Consider the following 16,661-nt stretch of genomic DNA (forward strand, 5'->3'; position numbering starts at 1 on the left):
CCGCCGTTGTCAGTGGTGCCCTCTAATCTCGTGAGGGATGGCACAGGCGTGGAAGTGCTCGGGGCTGCGATGGTCGGCGGACGGCCCCGTGCTGGTGTGGGACGGCGGGCGGCGCAGTGCGCTGACCTGGGGGAAGCGGGTGGCCTTCGGGGTCGCGGAAGGGGGTGTGCGGACGTGTGTGGGAGCGCGGGGGCATGCGTGTCCGGTGCGGGCGGCGGTGTCGGGGCGGAGCACGGGGGCGCGGTGCGAGGAGTGCGGGCGGCTGGACCGGGCGCACTCCGTGGCCGCGGACACGATCGCGGACGATCCTCGGCCCTACCGCGTATATCTGGCGTGGTTCGGGCCGGGGATGGTGAAAGTCGGGATCACCGCCGAAGAGCGGGGTTCCGCCCGGCTGCTTGAACAGGGCGCCGTCTGCTTCACCTGGCTCGGCACCGGCCCCCTCATGGCCGCGCGCCGCACCGAGGAGCTGCTGCGGGCCGCCCTCGGGGTGCCCGACCGGATTCCCTACGGCGACAAGCGGGCGGTGCGGTCCGCGTTGCCGGCGTCGGCGGCGGAGCGGGCGGCCGAGATCGCGGAATTGCATGAGCGGGCGGTGGCACTGGGCAGGTGGCCCGAGTCGCTGGAGCAGGCGCCGTACGGACCGGTCGATCACGTCGAGGTCTTCGGGCTCGCCGGGCTGCCCACCGCCGTCGGCGCGGTGAGCGAGCTCGTCGCGGGCGGTGCGGTCGGGGGACGACTGGTGGCGGCCGCGGGGCCCGACCTGCACCTGGAGACGGACGGCAAGGGGGTCGTCGTACTGGACACACGGTTGATGACCGGGTGGGAGCTGGTTCCTGCCGGCAACGCCGAAATCTCCGTGCCCATACGGGAGTTCAAGGGGGCGACAGGGGTCCAGGACGGGTTGTTCTGATGCACCGGACGGAGGGGGAACGGTCAAGAGTTGGATCCCTTAAGGATCCCTTTCGGTAAGTGGTCTGGACGGTGTGTGGCTGCTGAGTCGATCGTGGGTGACATGAGTGATCGCCGTATCGCACCTGTCGCCGCCCATGAACCTCCGTACTACGCCGTCGTCTTCACCTCCGTGCGCGCCGAGCACGACGAGGGAGACGGCGGAGACGACGGAGACGACGGGTACGCCGACACCGCCGCGCGCATGGGGGAGCTCGTGCAGCGGATCCCCGGGTTTCTCGGTGAGGACTCGGCGCGTACGCCCGGTGGGCTGTCCGTCACCATCGCCTACTTCCGGGACCTGGCCGGGATAGAGGCGTGGCGGGGGGACGCGGAGCACCGGGCTGCCAAGGCGTACGGGCGGGAGCACTGGTACGAGCGGTACTCGCTGCACATCGCCAAGGTGGAGCACAGTCGCAGCTATGAGCGTGCGGAGGCCGGGCCGTGAGTCGACCCAGGGCCCGACCCAGGGCCCGACCTGCTCGGACGTCCCGTCCGTCCCACCGAACAAGGAGTTCCCCAGGGACTCCCTGAGAGTCTCCTGTGCGTTTCTCAGGAAAATCACAGATTTCCGAAAGGGTGTTCTCAGGGGACCCCGACATGGTGTTCACCATGACCACGACCTCGCCCCAGGGGCGCACCGAACTGCTGAGGCCGGACGGGAGCCCCGTCCGCGTGCTTGTGGTGGACGACGAGCTGTCGATCACCGAACTGCTGTCCATGGCCCTCCGCTATGAGGGCTGGCAGATCCGTAGCGCGGGGGACGGCCAGGGTGCCGTCCAGACCGCGCGTGAGTTCCGGCCCGACGCCGTCGTCCTGGACATGATGCTGCCCGACATGGACGGTCTCGCCGTCCTGGGTCGGCTGCGCCGTGACCTCCCGGACGTCCCCGTCCTCTTCCTCACCGCCAAGGACGCCGTCGAGGACCGTATCGCCGGCCTCACCGCCGGTGGCGACGACTACGTCACCAAGCCGTTCAGCCTCGAGGAAGTCGTCGCGCGACTGCGCGGGCTCATCCGCCGCTCCGGTGCCGCCGACCGCCGCTCCGACTCCGTGCTCGTCGTCGGTGACCTCACTCTCGACGAGGACAGCCACGAGGTCTCGCGGGCCGGGGAGGGCATCCACCTCACCGCGACCGAGTTTGAGCTTCTGCGCTTCCTCATGCGTAATCCTCGGCGAGTGCTCAGCAAGGCTCAGATCCTCGACCGCGTGTGGTCGTACGACTTCGGAGGGCAGGCCAATGTCGTCGAGCTCTACATCTCGTACCTGCGCCGCAAGATCGACGCGGGTCGTGAGCCGATGATCCACACCCGGCGTGGTGCCGGCTACCTGATCAAGCCCGCGGCCTCATGAGCGGGCGACGACGGCCGCGCAAGCAGACGCGCGCGGGTAAGCCCCGCACCCTGCGGACGCGGCTCGTCGTCGCGTCCGTGGTGCTGATCGCGGTGGTCTGTGCGGTGATCGGCACCGTGACGACACTGGCGTTGCGGTCGCATCTGTACGAGCAGCTGGAAGGCAAGCTGAACGAGGTCTCGGCGCGGGTGGCGCCACGCGACGACTTCAAGCAGCCGCCCGCCGCCGGGGCCGGTGGTGGAGACACCGACCAGAGCAGTGCGGCCAAGGACAAAGCGGCCACCCCTGCCACCTTCGTCACGGGCCCGGGGCCGGACGGCACGGTCGCGGCCAAGGTGGAGAAGGGCAAGATCACCGACGCCAAGCGCGGTGACAAGTCCAGCGACTACCAGATGACGGCCGTGGAGCTCACGGACGCCCAGCTCACGGTGCTCAACGACGTCCCCAAGGATCAGAAAGAGCACAGGGTCGAGCTCCCCGGCATCGGCAACTACCTCGTCCGGTATGCCACCAACGACACCTCCGCCTACTACGTCGCCATCCCCACCGCGGACGTCGACGCCACCATCGACACCCTGATCCTCGTCGAGGTCAGCGTCACCGCCGCCGGTCTCGGCGCCGCCGTCATCGCCGGCTACGTGCTGGTCGGCCTTGCCACCCGCCCCCTCCGCCGGGTCGCCGCCACGGCGACCCGCGTCTCCGAACTCCCCCTCCACACCGGCGAGGTCAACCTCAGCGAGCGGGTGCCCGAGTCCGAGACCGACCCGCACACCGAGGTCGGCCAGGTCGGCGCCGCGCTCAACCGCATGCTGGACCACGTCCACGGCGCCCTGCACTCCCGCCAGCAGAGCGAGATGCGGGTACGGCAGTTCGTCGCCGACGCCAGCCATGAACTCAGGACCCCCCTCGCCTCCATCCGGGGGTACGCCGAGCTCACCAGACGCGGCAGAGAGGACGTCGGCCCCGACACCCGGCACGCTCTCGGCCGTATCGAGTCCGAGGCGGGCCGGATGACGTTGCTCGTCGAGGACCTGCTGCTGCTCGCGCGTCTGGACGCCGGGCGGCCGCTGCAGTTCGAGCAGACCGACCTCATCCCGCTCGTCGTGGACACCATCAGCGACGCCCGCGCGGCCGGCATGGAGCACAACTGGCGGCTCGACCTGCCCGACGAACCGGCCATCGTCTCCGGGGACGCGGCCCGGCTCCAGCAGGTGCTCATCAACCTGCTCGGCAACGCCCGCAAGCACACCCCGCCCGGTACGACCGTCACCGCACGTGTACAGCGGCGCGGTCCCTGGATGTGCGTGGACGTCGAGGACAACGGCCAGGGCATCCCTGACGATTTGCTTCCGCACGTCTTCGAACGGTTCGCGCGCGGCGATTCCTCGCGCTCCCGTGCCTCCGGCTCGACGGGCCTCGGCCTGGCGATCGTTCAGGCCGTCGCGACCGCGCACGGCGGTGCCGTGACCGTCGACAGCGTTCCCGGACGCACGGTCTTTACCGTGCACTTGCCCGCTGTTGGCCCGCAGTTGCCCCACCCGGCCCCCGAAACGAATTGGCAATCGTACTCACAGGCACAGCACAGCGCTGCCATATGGGTGCAACAGGGCGCTTGACCAGAGTCGATGTCATGCGAACCGACCTTTCTCCCGGCAACTTGCCGGCGCGGGAGCACCTCCCGGCCGGAGACGCCGGTACGCCTGTCCTGGACGTAGTGATCCCCGTCTACAACGAGGAGAAGGACCTCCAGCCGTGTGTGCTGAGACTGCACGAGCACCTCAAGCGCACGTTCCCGTACGCGTTCCGCATCACGATCGCGGACAACGCGTCGACGGACACCACTCCCCTGGTGTCCCAGCGGCTGGAGGCGGAGATCCCCGAGGTGAAGGCCTTCCGGCTGGAGCAGAAGGGTCGCGGCCGGGCGCTGCGGACCGTCTGGTCCGCCTCGGACGCCCCGGTCCTCGCGTACATGGACGTCGACCTGTCCACCGACCTCAACGCGCTGCTGCCGCTGGTGGCGCCGCTGATCTCCGGTCACTCCGACCTGGCGATCGGTTCCCGGCTGGCCCGCAGCTCCCGCGTGGTGCGCGGGCCGAAGCGCGAGTTCATCAGCCGGGCCTACAACCTCATCCTGCGCGGCTCGCTGCAGGCCCGCTTCTCGGACGCGCAGTGCGGCTTCAAGGCGATCCGCCGTGACGTGGCCCAGGTGCTGCTGCCGATGGTCGAGGACACCGACTGGTTCTTCGACACCGAGATGCTGGTGATCGCCGAGCGCGCGGGGCTCCGTATCCACGAGGTGCCCGTCGACTGGGTCGACGACCCGGACTCCACCGTTCACATCGTGAAGACCGCGACCGAGGACCTCAAGGGGGTGTGGCGCGTGGGCAAGGCCCTGGCCTCCGGTTCGCTGCCGCTGGACCGGATCACCCGTCCCTTCGGCGACGATCCGCGCGACCGCGAGATCAAGGACGTACCGAAGGGGCTGGCCCGCCAGCTCGTCGGCTTCTGTGTCGTCGGCGGTCTGTCCACCCTGTTCTACCTGGTGCTCTACAGCGCCTTCCGCGGCTTCTCCGGCGCGCAGATCGCCAACGCGCTCGCGCTGCTGGTCTCGGCGGTCGCCAACACGGCCGCCAACCGACGACTGACCTTCGGGGTGCGCGGCCGGGGCAGCGCCGTCAAGCACCAGGCGCAGGGCCTGGTCGTCTTCGGTATCGGCCTCGCGCTGACCAGCGGTTCGCTCGCCGCGCTGAACGCGGCCAGCAGCGACCCCGCGCACTCCACCGAACTGGCGGTGCTCATCGCCGCCAACCTCGCGGCGACGGTGCTGCGCTTCCTGCTCTTCCGGGCCTGGGTGTTCCCCGACCGGCGCGACGACCAGCCGTCGACCGTCGTCGCCGGCAACAACCTCTCGTCGCCCACCTACTCGACCAGGACACAGCAGCAGCACGGCAACCAGCCGCTGCCGCAGCGTCCGATGGTCAACCAGTACGCCACGGGGCCCGGTGCCTCGTACGAGACGACGCAGTTCGATTCGGCCCAGTTCGATACGACCCAGTTCCGCGCCGGTGAAGCCGCGGACCGCACGTGGGCGGACGCCACCATGCAGCTGCAGCCGGTGCGCCCGACCGACACCGATCCGAGGGACTCCTGATGACCACGCACTTCGATACGGCGGTACAGGAGCCCGTGACTCCGTCCGCTCCGTCCGCCCCGCCGGCCCCCGAGGCCGGTGAGCCCAAGCAGCCGTTCGTGCAGAGACTGTGGCGCGGCCGGCCCGAGGACCCCCGCTGGGTGCGCCCGGCGTTCTGGGGCATGCTCCTCGCCACCGCGGCGCTCTACTTCTACAACCTGAGCGCCTCCGGCTACGCCAACTCCTTCTACTCGGCGGCCGTCCAGGCCGGCACCAAGAGCTGGAAGGCGATGTTCTTCGGCTCGCTGGACGCGGGCAACGCCATCACCGTCGACAAGCCCTCGGCCTTCCTGTGGCCGATGGAGATCGCGGCCAGGATCTTCGGCCTGAACTCGTGGACGATCCTCGGCCCCGAGGTCCTCATGGGCGTCGGCACGGTCGCGGTCGTCTACGCCTCGGTGCGCCGCCGGTTCAGCCCCGGGGCCGGTCTGATCGCGGGCGCCGTGCTCGCGCTCACTCCCGTCGCGGCGCTGATGTTCCGGTTCAACAACCCGGACGCGATGCTGGCCCTGCTGATGGCGCTGGCCTGCTACTTCGTCGTCCGCGCCGTCGAGGACGGCAAGACGAAGTGGCTGGTGTACGCCGGTGTGGCGATCGGTTTCGCCTTCCTCGGCAAGACCCTGCAGGCCTTCCTGATCCTTCCGTCCCTGGCCATCGTGTACGCGGTCGTCGCCCCGGTGTCGCTGAAGAAGCGCTTCGGACAGCTGGCCGCGGGCACGCTCGCGCTGATCGTCTCCGGCGGCTGGTGGGTCGCGATCGTCGAGCTGTGGCCGGCGTCCTCCCGCCCCTACATCGGCGGTTCGCAGAACAACAGCTTCCTTGAGCTGACCTTCGGCTACAACGGTCTCGGCCGCCTCAACGGCGAGGAGACCGGCAGCGTCGGCGGCGGCGGTGGCGGCACCGGCACCGGGCAGTGGGGCGAGACCGGCTGGGACCGGATGTTCAACTCCGAGATCGGCGCTCAGATCTCCTGGCTGCTGCCGGCCGCGCTGATCCTGCTGGTCGCGGGCCTGGTGGCGACGCGCAAGCTCAAGCGGACGTCGGTGACCCGCGGTTCGTTCCTTGTGTGGGGCGGCTCGCTGCTGATCACCTTGGTCGTCTTCAGCTACATGGCGGGCATCTTCCACCAGTACTACACGATCGCCCTCGCCCCCTACATCGCGGCCGTGGTCGGCATGGGCGCGGACGTCCTGTGGAAGAAGCGCGGCGAGATGTGGGCCTCGCTCACCCTCGCGGCCTCCGTCGTCGCGGCCTCGGCCTGGGGATACGTCCTCCTCAACCGCACTCCCGACTACCTGCCCTGGCTGAAGTGGTTCGTCCTCGTCGGCGGCCTGACCGCCGCGTTCGGCCTGATCTTCGTGGCCAAGCTCGGCCGGCAGCTGGCGCTCGCCGCGGTGGGCCTGGGAATCGTGGCCTCCCTGGCCGGCCCGACGGCGTACACGCTGAGCACGGTGAACTCCGCGCACACCGGCTCCATTCCCACGGCGGGTCCGTCGGGCGCGAGCATGATGGGCGGCGGCGGTGGCCGGGGCGGCGGTCCCGGTGGCGGCATGGGCGGCGGTATGCCCGGCCAGAACCAGCAGAACGGCAACGGCAACACGCAGGGCCAGGGCCAGCAGGGCGGCGGCATGCCCGGCGGCACCGGCGGCACCGGCGGCTTCGGCGGCGGTATGCCGGGCCAGAACGGCAACACCCAGGGCAACGGAAACACCCAGGGCCAGAACCAGCAGGGCGGCATGGGTGAAGGCGGCGGCATGGGCGGCGGAGGCGGTGCCGGCGGTCTGCTCAACGGCGCCACCGTCACCGACGAGGCCAAGAAGCTGCTGGAGGCCGACGCCGACAAGTACACGTGGGCCGCGGCCGCGATCGGCGCCCAGAACGCCGCGAGCTACCAGCTCGCCACCGACGAGTCGGTCATGGCGATCGGCGGCTTCAACGGCACCGACCCGTCCCCGACGCTGGCGCAGTTCAAGGAGTACGTGGCGGACGGCAAGATCCACTACTTCATCTCCTCCGGCAGCAGCGGCGGCATGGGCGGCAGCAGCAGCGAGGGCACGTCCTCGCAGATCACCTCCTGGGTCGAGGCCAACTTCAAGAAGGTGACGGTCGGTTCGTCCACCTTCTACGACCTCACGCAGAAGGCGAGCAGCTGACGTCGACCGACGGTTGATCGACGGGGGAAGGGCGGCGACTTCGGTCGCCGCCCTTCTTCGTATCTCTGTTGTACGCCGTATGGGAACTGTTCTACGGTGTACAGCATGTCCGCTCCCGCGCCCGTCACCGTTTCCCAAGGCCACCCCCAACGCTGGCTCATCCTCGGCGTCATCTGCCTCGCCCAGCTCACCGTGGTGCTCGACAACACCGTCCTGAACGTCGCGATCCCCTCGCTCACGCGTGAACTGGGCGCGGCCACCTCGGACATCCAGTGGATGATCAACGCGTACTCACTGGTGCAGTCCGGACTGCTGCTCAGCGCGGGCAGCGCCGCCGACCGCTACGGCCGCAAGAAGATGCTGATAGCGGGCCTGACCCTGTTCGGTGCGGGCTCGCTGACGGCCGGACTGGCCGACAGCACGGGCCAGTTGATCGCCGCGCGGGCCGGCATGGGCGTCGGCGGCGCGCTGCTGCTGACGACCACGCTCGCCGTGGTGATGCAGATCTTCGCGCCCGAGGAGCACGCCAAGGCGATCGGTATCTGGGCCGCGGTCAACGCGCTCGGGTTCGCGTGCGGCCCGCTGCTCGGCGGCTTCATGCTGGACCACTTCTGGTGGGGCGCGATCTTCCTGATCAACCTGCCGGTCGCGGCGATCGGCCTGGTGGCCGCCATCACTCTGGTCCCCGAGTCCAAGAACCCGAGGGGCGACCGGCCCGACCTGCTCGGCGCCCTGCTGTCGACGATCGGCATGGCCTCCCTGGTGTTCGCGATCATTTCCGGGCCCGACCACGGCTGGACCTCGGGCCGGGTACTGGTGCCGGCGGCCGTCGCGGTCATGGTGCTGGCGGGGTTCGCGTACTGGGAGAGCCGGATTCCGTTCCCCATGCTCGACCTGCACTTCTTCAGGAACCAGCGGTTCACGGGAGCGATCGCGGGCGCGGTGCTGATCACCTTCGGGATGGGCGGGTCGCTCTTCCTGCTCACCCAGCACATGCAGTTCGTCCTCGGGTACGGCCCCTTGGAGGCGGGTGTGCGTACGGCGCCGCTCGCGCTCGCGATCGTGGCGCTGAACTTCTCCGGTCTGGCGGCGAAGGGAGCGGCCAAGCTGGGGAACCCGGCCGCCATAGGACTGGGCATGGCCCTGATGGCAGGCGGCTTGATATCCATCGCGATGTTCGCTTCCGGCGGTTACGCCGGGACGCTGCTGGGGCTGCTGCTCATCGGCGCGGGAGCGGCGATCGCCAACCCGGCGATGGCGCACGCGATCATGAGCTCGATTCCGCCGGAGAAGGCGGGGATCGGAGCGGGGATCAACGGGACGGTGGCGGAGTTCGGGCAGGGGCTGGGCGTTGCGGTGCTCGGCGCGGTGCTGAGCTCACGGTTCGCGGCGTTGATTCCGGTGGCGGCGGTGTCCCTGCCGGGGGCGTTGGCGGAGGCGGGGTCGGCGGAGGAGAAGGCGCGTATCACCGATGCGTACTCCTCCGGGCTGGAGACCAGTTTGTTGGTGGGGGCGGTGGCTGTGCTGCTGGGTGGGTTGGTCGCGGCGGCGTTGTTGCGGCGGGCGGAGAGGGCAGAATCCGCCTAGGAGCTCGGGAGGTTCTGTCGTCTCGCGGCTGCAGGTTGGTCGTGGCTGGTCGCGCCCACGCGGCGGAGCCGCAGATGTCACAGCCCCGCGCCCCTGAAGGGGCGCCTAACATGACCGGAATTGAAAGGTTCTAGGAAGGTGCGCCATGGGCGAGGCAGCCAAGCGGACCAGTGTCTGGCTGGAAGGCAAGGCGCGCCGGAGTGGCCGTAGTGGCGGGCAGCCGTCCGGGCTCGACCGGGACCGGATCACCGAGGTGACCGTGCGGCTGCTGGACGCCGAGGGACTGGCCAAGTTCTCCATGCGGCGCCTGGCAGCCGAGCTGAACGTCACCGCGATGTCCGTCTACTGGTACGTCGACACCAAGGACGACCTCCTCGAACTCGCCCTGGACGCGGCCTTCGGCGAACTACGCCTGCCCGACCCGGAGGCCGACGGTGAGGACTGGCGCGAGCAGCTGCGCATGCTGGCCACGGAGTACCGGTCCCTGCTGGTACGGCACCCCTGGCTGTCGCCCCTCGCGGGCACGTTCCTCAACATCGGCCCGAACTCGCTCGCCTTCTCCCGTGTCGTACAGCGGGTCATCCGGCGCACCGGGCTGCCGACCCGCGGCCTGACGGGGGCGATCTCGGCCGTCTTCCAGTTCGTGTACGGCTACGGCACGATCGAGGGCCACTTCTTCACCCGGGTCGCCGACACCGGTATGACACCGGACGACTACTTCCGGCACGCCATGAGCACGGTGAACGAGTCCCCGACGACCGCCGAGGTCATCGAGGAGTCCAAGGAGCTCATGGCGGCCCGCGGCGGCGACACGGTCGAGGAAATGCTGAACCGGGACTTCACCTTCGCCCTGGACCTGCTGGTGGCGGGCATCGAGGCGATGGTGAAAAGGGGCTGAACTCTCAGGCGAGCCGTGCCGGAAAGCCTCCCGTCGCCACCGGACCCCACTTCTCCGGCGTGACCCGAATGATCGACTTGCCCTGCTTCATCATCGCCGTCCGGTACTCGTCCCAGTCCGGATGCTCCCCGGCGATGTTCCGGTAGTACTCCACGAGCGGCTCGACGGACTCGGGCGAGTCGATGACCTCCGCGGTGCCGTCCACCTGCACCCACGGCCCGTTCCAGTCGTCGCTCAGGACGATCAGGCTGACCCGCTCGTCCCGCTTCGCGTTCCGCGTCTTCGCCCGCTCGGGGTACGTCGAGACGACGATCCGCCCCGAGTCGTCGACCCCGCAGGTCAGCGGCGACCCCTGGGGGCTGCCGTCGGCCCGGCGGGTCAGCAGGATGGCGCGATGACGGGGTCGTACGAAGTCCAGCAACTCGTCCAGTGATACGGCGGTGTTCTTCGCGATGTTCGGTGCCATGGGCGTCAGCCTAGGCGTCCGGGGTCGGCTCAGCCTGTCCCTGCCGTGCTTACGCCGCCGGCGGCAGCGACTCCCCCTGCACCGCCTGGATGTCCAGCTCGACCTTGAGGGTCGTACCGATGGCCGCGATGCCGGCCTGCACGACCTGGTTGTAGTTCATGGCGAAGTCCTCGCGCCGCAGCTGCGTGGTCGCGCGGAAGGCGGCCCGGGTCCCGCCCCAGGGGTCGGCGCCGGTGCCGAGGTAGGCCAGGTCCAGATCCACGGGCCGTACGACACCGTGCAGGCCCAGTTCGCCGTGCACCGTCCAGCGGTCCGTACCGGCGACCGTCAGGCCCGTCGAGCGGTAGGTGATCTCGGGGTACCGCTCGACGTCCAGGAAGTCCGCGGACTTCAGGTGGCCGTCCCGCATGGCGTTGCCCGTGTCGATGGAGGCGGCCCGGATCACCGCATCCACCCGGGACTTGGTCACGTCGTCCGGCGCGACCTCGATCGAGGCGTCGAACTCGGTGAACCGGCCGTGCACGCTGGAGATCCCCAGGTGCTGGGCCACGGCGCCCACCGTGGAGTGCGCCGGATCGACGGTCCACGGCCCGGGCGGCGGCAGCTCGGCCCCGCCCTGCCGGGCCAGCGTGATCGTGCCGACCTCGGCCCGGCCGCTCGCCGTGACGATCGCGCCGGCGGCGGCGGGCGCGTACCCGACGGCGGTGACGATGACGGTGTACGCCCCCGGGGCCAGCGGCTCCGCGTCCCGCACCGCCCCCTCGGCGTCCGCCTCGGCCCGCAGCACCTGCGAGCCGGTCATGTCGGTCACCGTGACGACCGCGTGCGACACGGCCCACCCGTCCCGCGTACGGATCTTCGCGGTCAGTCCCATCTCACCAAACTCCTCTGAAGAAACCGGCCCGTGGTGCAGGGCGCGCACCTCCGCTCAGGGCGCGCGCCCTGCACCACGGGCCGGGGTTCGAACTACTCGCCGGGGTGGCCGAGTTCGATGTCGTGGTCGTCGACTCCGCGGCCGTTCACCGTCAGGGCGGTGGCCACCGGCGGGTAGCCCGTCGCGATGACCGTGTACTCGCCGCCGTCCAGGTCGGTGAAGGCGTACGCCCCGTCCGTCCCGGTGGTGGCGGTGCCGACCACGTTGCCCGCGGCGTCCACGAGCGTGACCCGAGCGTCGGCCAGCGGACCGTGCGGCGCCTTGACGACACCCTGGAGCTGGGCGCCCGAGTCGAGGTCGACCTCGATACGGGTGACACCGGTGCCGCCGACCTCGACGGGCAGCGCGCGCGGCCGGTACCCGGCGGCGTTCACCGCGACGGTCACGGCACCCGGCACCAGCTCGGCGAAGCCGAACTCGCCCTGCTCACCGGTGGTCCCGGTGGCCAGCAGATCGCCCCGCACATCGGTGACGATCACCATCGCGTCCTTGACGGGCTCGCCGGTCTGCGCGGCCCGCACCAGACCGTTCAGCCCGCTGGTGCCGCTGAGCAGGATGTCGTACGACACCGGCTCGCCGTTGACGATCACGGTGGACGCCTGCGGCTGGAACCCGTCCGCGGAGGCGATCAGGACGTACGACCCGACGCTCGGCGCCTCGAAGGCGTAGGAACCGTCGGCCTGCGTGACCGACCTGCCCAGCTGCCGTCCCGCCAGCGAGATCAGCGTGACCGCGGCCTGCGGCACGGGCGCGCTCTCGGCGCCGCGGACGAAGCCGTGGACCGGGATGCCGCCGGAGCCCTCCGAAGAAGCCTCCGGGCGGGCGATCGTGGCGACGGCGGACAGCTTCTGCGTGCCGTCGGGGGCGGTCTCCGTGTCGGAGGAGGCCACGGCCCAGCTCGGGACGTGCTCCTGAGCGGCAGCCGGAACCTCGGCCTCGGCCGGAGCCGCCGTCGCCTCGGCCGCCTGCGCCATCGCACCCTTCGTCTTCAGCGGGACCTCCTTGATGAACAGCGTGATGAGGAAGGCGAGCAGCGCCAGGGCCGCCGCGATCAGGAACACGTCCGCGATGCCGTGGCCGTACGCGCTCTCCATGACCGTGCGCAGCGGCGCGGGCAGCTTGTCCATGTCCGGGATCTCGCCGGTGGAGCTCGAACCGGACGCGAGGGAGGCGTACTTGGGGCCGAGGCCGGCGATGCCGTCCTGGGCGTAGTCGGTGATGCGGTGGGCCATGACGGCGCCGAGCGCCGAGACGCCCATCGCACCGCCGAGGGACCGGAAGAAGGTGACCGTGGAGCTGGCCGAACCGAGGTCGGACGGGTCGACCTGGTTCTGCGTGGACAGCACCAGGTTCTGCATCATCATGCCGACGCCGAGGCCCAGGAGGGCCATGAAGACCGCGGTCTTCCAGTACTCCGTGTCGTAGCGGATGGTGCCCAGCAGGCCCAGGCCCGCCGTGATGAGCACGCCACCGCTGACCAGCCAGGCCTTCCACTTACCGGTGCGGGTGATGAACTGCCCGGACACGGTGGAGGAGACGAACAGGCCGCCGATCATCGGGATCGTCATGACGCCCGACATCGTCGGGGACTTGTCCCGGGCCAGCTGGAAGTACTGGCTGAAGAAGACCGTGCCGGAGAACATCGCGACGCCCACGAACATCGAGGCGAGCGAGGAGAGGGTGATGGTCCGGTTGCGGAACAGCCGCAGCGGGATGATCGGCTCACTGGCCTTGGACTCGACGAGCACGAAGATCAGCCCGAGCAGGACCGAGCCACCGACCATCGCGTACGTCTGCCACGACACCCAGTCGTACTTGTCACCGGCGAAGGTGACCCAGACCAGCAGCAGCGAGACCGCTGCGGAGATGAAGAACGCGCCGGCCCAGTCGACCTTCACCTGGCGCTTCACGACGGGCAGGTGCAGGGTCTTCTGCAGCACGATCAGCGCGATGACCGCGAACGGCACACCGACGTAGAAGCACCAGCGCCAGCCGAGCCAGCTCGTGTCGGTGATGACACCGCCGAGCAGCGGACCGCCGACGGTGGCGACCGCGAAGGTCGCGCCGAGGTAGCCGGAGTAACGCCCGCGCTCACGCGGGGAGATCATCGCGGCCATCACGATCTGCGCGAGGGCGGAGAGACCGCCGACGCCGATGCCCTGGATCACCCGGCAGGCGATCAGCATGCCGGCGTTCTGCGAGAGACCGGCGGCGGCGGAGCCCAGCACATAGATGACCAGGGCTATCTGTACGAGCGCCTTCTTGCTGTACAGGTCGGAGAGCTTGCCCCACAGGGGCGTGGCCGCGGTCATGGAGAGCAGCGCGGCGGTGACGACCCAGGTGTAGGCGGACTGGCCGCCGCCCAGGTCGCCGATGATCTCGGGCAGGGCGTTGGTGACGATCGTCGACGACAGGATCGCGACGAACATGCCGAGCAGCAGCCCGGAGATCGCCTCCATGATCTGCCGGTGCGTCATGGGAGCGGCGGCGTCGGCGGACCCTCCGCCGTGCTTCGCATGAGCCCGCACACCGGCTGGTGTGGTCGTTGCCATGGGCTTCCTTCTCTTACTTGGTGATTGCGGGTGTACGGGTGGACTGATCGAGTACGGGGGCGGTGGGCGGCCGGGGCTCCGGGTGCGGGGTGCGGCCGTCGTCGAAGCTCGCCCTGAGCCGCGCCATGAGGGCGGTCAGCTGGGCCACCTCGTCGTCGCTCCAGTGGCTCAGCCGCTCGGCGAGCATCCGGCAGGTCTGCCGCATCATCCGGTCGAGCTGCGCCTGGCCCTCGGGGGTGAGGTGCAGGATGCGCGAGCGCTTGTCCGCCGGGTCGGGGGAGCGCTGGATCCACCCGCGCTCCGCGACGTGCGTGACATGCCGGCTGGTCACGGACATGTCCACGGCGAGCAGCTCCGCCAGCTTGCTCATGCGCATGTCGCCGTGCCGGCCGAGAAGCGTCAGTACGGCGGCGGAACCGCCGGGGCACTCGGACGGCAGGATCCGTCCCATCTCCCTCCGCACGGCACCGAAGGCGCTGAACTGACGCATCAGTTCCTCGTATTGCGCCTGCTCGGCCATCACACCTCCCGTATTCGTTGCTTAGGGCAACCATAGAAGCGCTTGGTTGCTACAGGCAAATAAAACGGGGTAGGTGCGGTATAAAAACTTGGCAAAGGCAAGTATTGCGACTGTAAATGTGCAGGTGGGGAGAGGTGGTGCAGGGAACCGGCCCCTACTTGGGCCCCACCCCCGGATTCGCTAGTGTCTCGGGGCATGGCTAACACCCAGGGCCCCCAGGGCAACCACGACCCCGCCGGCAACACCCAGATGTTCCGCGCGTTCGTCGACGAGGCCCCTCAGGGCCAACAGCAGCAGGCGGCTTCCGGCGGTCCCCGCGTCGGCCTCATCATCGGAGTGATCGTCGCGGTGGCGATCGTGGCGGCGGTGGCCTGGCTGGCGCTGAAGTAGGGCTCAGTCGGCGTCGTCGTCGAGGCCGTCGCCGAGGTCCTCCTCGAGGACACGCAGGTCGCGGCGGCGAGGCAGGCCCCTGACGAGCTCCAGGAACGCGTCGTGCAGGTGCCCGTTGGTGACCAGCACTGTCATGTCACCCGCCAGCACCGACGCGCCCCCGAGGTCGGTCACCCGGCCGCCCGCCTCCGCGACGATGACGGGCAGCGGAGCCACGTCCTCGTGACCCATCGGCGGCCCCGCGACGACCCAGGCGTCGGCATGCCCCGTCACCAGGGCCGCGACGGCGCCGGTCGAGGGCGTCAGCAGCACCCGGCGGTGCAGGGCCGTGAGGAGTTCCTCCGGCCAACCGCCCGGGTTGTGCATCTGCGTGCGCGCGCCGCCGAGCCGGGTCCGCGTGCTGACCCGGCCGGGGCGCCCCGACCGCAGGTCCGGTTCTGCGCCGTCCAGCACCCGGCAGCCCAGGCCCCGCCCGGCCGCGATCACCCGCCGGCTCAGGGGCATGTTGATGACGCCGATGGCCGGCCCGTGCTCGTCCTCGTGGGCGAGGTCGTTCGTGAACAGCGGCACCCGGCGGGTGAAGTTCGCGGTCCCGTTGACGGGGTCGACGATCCACCGCCGCCCGGACGACCCGGCGGTCGAGCCGCCCTCCTCGCCGAAGAGCCCGTCCTCGGGCACCCGGCGCCCCAGCTCGGCCCTGACCAACTCCTCGACGGCCAGGTCGACTTCGGTGACCTCCGTGCCGTCTTCCTTACGACGGCTGCTCCAGCCGTCCCCGAAGAAGCCCCGCGCGGACATCCGGCCGGCCCGGCCCGCCGGGCGGACGGCGAAGTCGAGAAGCTCCCGGTCGGCGGGCGGAGCGTCGCACGCGTAGTCCATGCGGCGAGCCTTCCACGGCCCCCGTCACTCCCACTCCACCGTCACGTCCCGCGTCTCCACATGCATCCCGATCGGCACTCGCCACGCGTCCACGCACACCGTCCAGGTCTTCGTCCTCCGCGCGCCGGCGCCGATCGGGACCGGGAGCTTCTCCTCGGACTCGACGGTCGCCCAGTCGATACCGAGGGCGCCGATGACGTGGGTGCCGAAGGTGACGGTGCCCGAACGCACCGCGGAGCCACCGGTGTTGTGGAAGGCAAGGGTCACGTCCTCGCACCAGCGCTCGTCCGCGGGCTCCCGGGTCGGCTCGGCCCAGGTGAGCGCGGCGGGGCCGCCGGGTGTCGTGGAGGACGGGGAAGTCGCAGGCGTACGACTGGACTTGGCGCCGTCCGCCGCAGGGCTTGCGCCGCTGCTCGTGCCGGGCGGCGGCGGTGCGCTCTCCGGGAGCCGAGCCGAAGTTCCGCCTGCCGAAGGGGAGTCGGCCGCAGGTGAGTCGGCCGCAGGTGGGTCGGCCGCTGACGGCGTCCCGTCGAGCGGCACCAGCGTCACACCCCCCGTCGGCGCCACCGCCGTACCGGAGGATCGGGACGGGCCACCGGCCGACCCCGTGGCGACATACCCGTCACCACCCCCGCCGCCCGCGCACGCGGCCAGCACCCCGCCCAGACAGACGACGGCCGCCGACGCGCCGATCAAGGCGCCCCGACGGCCATGCGTCGCACTGGAACGTGTCGCTCGAAGCATCGCGCCATGGTGGCTGACACTCCGTCAAATAGGAACCCTCAGGC

15 protein-coding genes are annotated in these 16,661 nt (G+C 70.2%); 9 read left to right on the forward strand and 6 right to left on the reverse strand.

Annotation, left to right across the window (positions count from 1 at the left end; translation table 11 throughout):
• The first annotated feature begins 37 nt into the window (after positions 1 to 37).
• The 8 genes from IG08_RS0129905 (at position 38) to IG08_RS0129940 (ending at position 10,132) form a co-directional block, all read left to right on the forward strand.
• A complete protein-coding gene (locus IG08_RS0129905) occupies positions 38 to 913 on the forward strand; it encodes a DUF2797 domain-containing protein (protein WP_078655802.1) in 876 nt (291 codons plus the stop codon).
• Positions 914 to 1,015: 102 nt separating this feature from the next.
• On the forward strand, positions 1,016 to 1,399 hold the full coding sequence (locus IG08_RS0129910) for an antibiotic biosynthesis monooxygenase family protein (RefSeq protein ID WP_030609216.1): 384 nt from the start codon (positions 1,016 to 1,018) through the stop codon (positions 1,397 to 1,399).
• 164 nt (positions 1,400 to 1,563) lie between these two features.
• A complete protein-coding gene (locus IG08_RS0129915) occupies positions 1,564 to 2,304 on the forward strand; it encodes a response regulator transcription factor (RefSeq protein ID WP_199820922.1) in 741 nt (246 codons plus the stop codon).
• Complete coding sequence (locus tag IG08_RS0129920) at positions 2,301 to 3,920, forward strand: sensor histidine kinase (protein WP_030609222.1); 1,620 nt, start codon at positions 2,301 to 2,303, stop codon at positions 3,918 to 3,920. Before IG08_RS0129915 ends, IG08_RS0129920 begins: the two co-directional genes overlap by 4 nt.
• Before the next feature lie 14 nt (positions 3,921 to 3,934).
• Positions 3,935 to 5,455 (forward strand): bifunctional glycosyltransferase family 2/GtrA family protein, encoded by a 1,521-nt coding sequence (locus IG08_RS0129925; RefSeq protein WP_030609224.1) that lies wholly within the window; start codon positions 3,935 to 3,937, stop codon positions 5,453 to 5,455.
• Positions 5,455 to 7,647 carry an ArnT family glycosyltransferase gene (locus tag IG08_RS0129930; RefSeq protein WP_030609227.1) on the forward strand — a complete coding sequence of 731 codons (2,193 nt, stop codon included), beginning with the start codon at positions 5,455 to 5,457 and terminating at the stop codon, positions 7,645 to 7,647. Before IG08_RS0129925 ends, IG08_RS0129930 begins: the two co-directional genes overlap by 1 nt.
• Before the next feature lie 105 nt (positions 7,648 to 7,752).
• Positions 7,753 to 9,234, forward strand: coding sequence for an MFS transporter (locus IG08_RS0129935; RefSeq protein ID WP_199820923.1), 1,482 nt, complete (start codon positions 7,753 to 7,755; stop codon positions 9,232 to 9,234).
• 145 nt (positions 9,235 to 9,379) lie between these two features.
• Complete coding sequence (locus IG08_RS0129940; protein ID WP_030609233.1) at positions 9,380 to 10,132, forward strand: TetR/AcrR family transcriptional regulator; 753 nt, start codon at positions 9,380 to 9,382, stop codon at positions 10,130 to 10,132.
• 4 nt (positions 10,133 to 10,136) lie between these two features.
• On the opposite strand, the gene IG08_RS0129945 is transcribed toward IG08_RS0129940, so the two are convergent.
• The 4 genes from IG08_RS0129945 to IG08_RS0129960 all read right to left on the reverse strand — a co-directional run bounded on the left by IG08_RS0129945 (position 10,137) and on the right by IG08_RS0129960 (position 14,604).
• Entirely contained in the window at positions 10,137 to 10,598 is a 462-nt protein-coding gene (locus IG08_RS0129945; RefSeq protein ID WP_030609236.1) for a PPOX class F420-dependent oxidoreductase, read from the reverse strand.
• A 49-nt stretch (positions 10,599 to 10,647) separates the two neighbouring features.
• Positions 10,648 to 11,472 carry a YceI family protein gene (locus tag IG08_RS0129950; RefSeq protein ID WP_030609239.1) on the reverse strand — a complete coding sequence of 275 codons (825 nt, stop codon included), beginning with the start codon at positions 11,470 to 11,472 and terminating at the stop codon, positions 10,648 to 10,650.
• A gap of 92 nt (positions 11,473 to 11,564) precedes the next feature.
• Positions 11,565 to 14,009, reverse strand: coding sequence for an MFS transporter (locus IG08_RS0129955; protein WP_043455527.1), 2,445 nt, complete (start codon positions 14,007 to 14,009; stop codon positions 11,565 to 11,567).
• An 88-nt stretch (positions 14,010 to 14,097) separates the two neighbouring features.
• Positions 14,098 to 14,604 (reverse strand): MarR family winged helix-turn-helix transcriptional regulator, encoded by a 507-nt coding sequence (locus IG08_RS0129960; protein ID WP_030609245.1) that lies wholly within the window; start codon positions 14,602 to 14,604, stop codon positions 14,098 to 14,100.
• 195 nt (positions 14,605 to 14,799) lie between these two features.
• Here IG08_RS0129960 and IG08_RS0129965 point away from each other — a divergent pair, with 195 nt between their 5' ends.
• Positions 14,800 to 14,994, forward strand: a complete 195-nt coding sequence (locus tag IG08_RS0129965; RefSeq protein WP_030609247.1) for a hypothetical protein — start codon at positions 14,800 to 14,802, stop codon at positions 14,992 to 14,994.
• A 3-nt stretch (positions 14,995 to 14,997) separates the two neighbouring features.
• Here the strand turns inward: IG08_RS0129965 and IG08_RS0129970 are convergent, their stop codons facing one another.
• Entirely contained in the window at positions 14,998 to 15,873 is an 876-nt protein-coding gene (locus tag IG08_RS0129970; RefSeq protein ID WP_043455530.1) for an inositol monophosphatase family protein, read from the reverse strand.
• 24 nt (positions 15,874 to 15,897) lie between these two features.
• Positions 15,898 to 16,617, reverse strand: a complete 720-nt coding sequence (locus IG08_RS57510; RefSeq protein WP_078655803.1) for a hypothetical protein — start codon at positions 16,615 to 16,617, stop codon at positions 15,898 to 15,900.
• Positions 16,618 to 16,661: the final 44 nt, after the last annotated feature.

The sequence above is a fragment of the Streptomyces fulvoviolaceus genome (assembly GCF_000718165.1).
Taxonomy (GTDB): Bacteria; Actinomycetota; Actinomycetes; order Streptomycetales; family Streptomycetaceae; genus Streptomyces; species Streptomyces fulvoviolaceus.

Bases quoted from the DNA above. Each gene is read 5' to 3' on its own strand.
- IG08_RS0129905 (WP_078655802.1), top strand. From the start codon at position 38: ATGGCACAGGCGTGGAAGTGCTCGGGGCTGCGATGGTCGGCGGACGGC.
- IG08_RS0129910 (WP_030609216.1), top strand. From the start codon at position 1,016: ATGAGTGATCGCCGTATCGCACCTGTCGCCGCCCATGAACCTCCGTAC.
- IG08_RS0129915 (WP_199820922.1), top strand. From the start codon at position 1,564: ATGACCACGACCTCGCCCCAGGGGCGCACCGAACTGCTGAGGCCGGAC.
- IG08_RS0129920 (WP_030609222.1), top strand. From the start codon at position 2,301: ATGAGCGGGCGACGACGGCCGCGCAAGCAGACGCGCGCGGGTAAGCCC.
- IG08_RS0129925 (WP_030609224.1), top strand. From the start codon at position 3,935: ATGCGAACCGACCTTTCTCCCGGCAACTTGCCGGCGCGGGAGCACCTC.
- IG08_RS0129930 (WP_030609227.1), top strand. From the start codon at position 5,455: ATGACCACGCACTTCGATACGGCGGTACAGGAGCCCGTGACTCCGTCC.
- IG08_RS0129935 (WP_199820923.1), top strand. From the start codon at position 7,753: ATGTCCGCTCCCGCGCCCGTCACCGTTTCCCAAGGCCACCCCCAACGC.
- IG08_RS0129940 (WP_030609233.1), top strand. From the start codon at position 9,380: ATGGGCGAGGCAGCCAAGCGGACCAGTGTCTGGCTGGAAGGCAAGGCG.
- IG08_RS0129945 (WP_030609236.1), bottom strand. From the start codon at position 10,598: ATGGCACCGAACATCGCGAAGAACACCGCCGTATCACTGGACGAGTTG.
- IG08_RS0129950 (WP_030609239.1), bottom strand. From the start codon at position 11,472: ATGGGACTGACCGCGAAGATCCGTACGCGGGACGGGTGGGCCGTGTCG.
- IG08_RS0129955 (WP_043455527.1), bottom strand. From the start codon at position 14,009: ATGACGCACCGGCAGATCATGGAGGCGATCTCCGGGCTGCTGCTCGGC.
- IG08_RS0129960 (WP_030609245.1), bottom strand. From the start codon at position 14,604: ATGGCCGAGCAGGCGCAATACGAGGAACTGATGCGTCAGTTCAGCGCC.
- IG08_RS0129965 (WP_030609247.1), top strand. From the start codon at position 14,800: ATGGCTAACACCCAGGGCCCCCAGGGCAACCACGACCCCGCCGGCAAC.
- IG08_RS0129970 (WP_043455530.1), bottom strand. From the start codon at position 15,873: ATGGACTACGCGTGCGACGCTCCGCCCGCCGACCGGGAGCTTCTCGAC.
- IG08_RS57510 (WP_078655803.1), bottom strand. From the start codon at position 16,617: ATGCTTCGAGCGACACGTTCCAGTGCGACGCATGGCCGTCGGGGCGCC.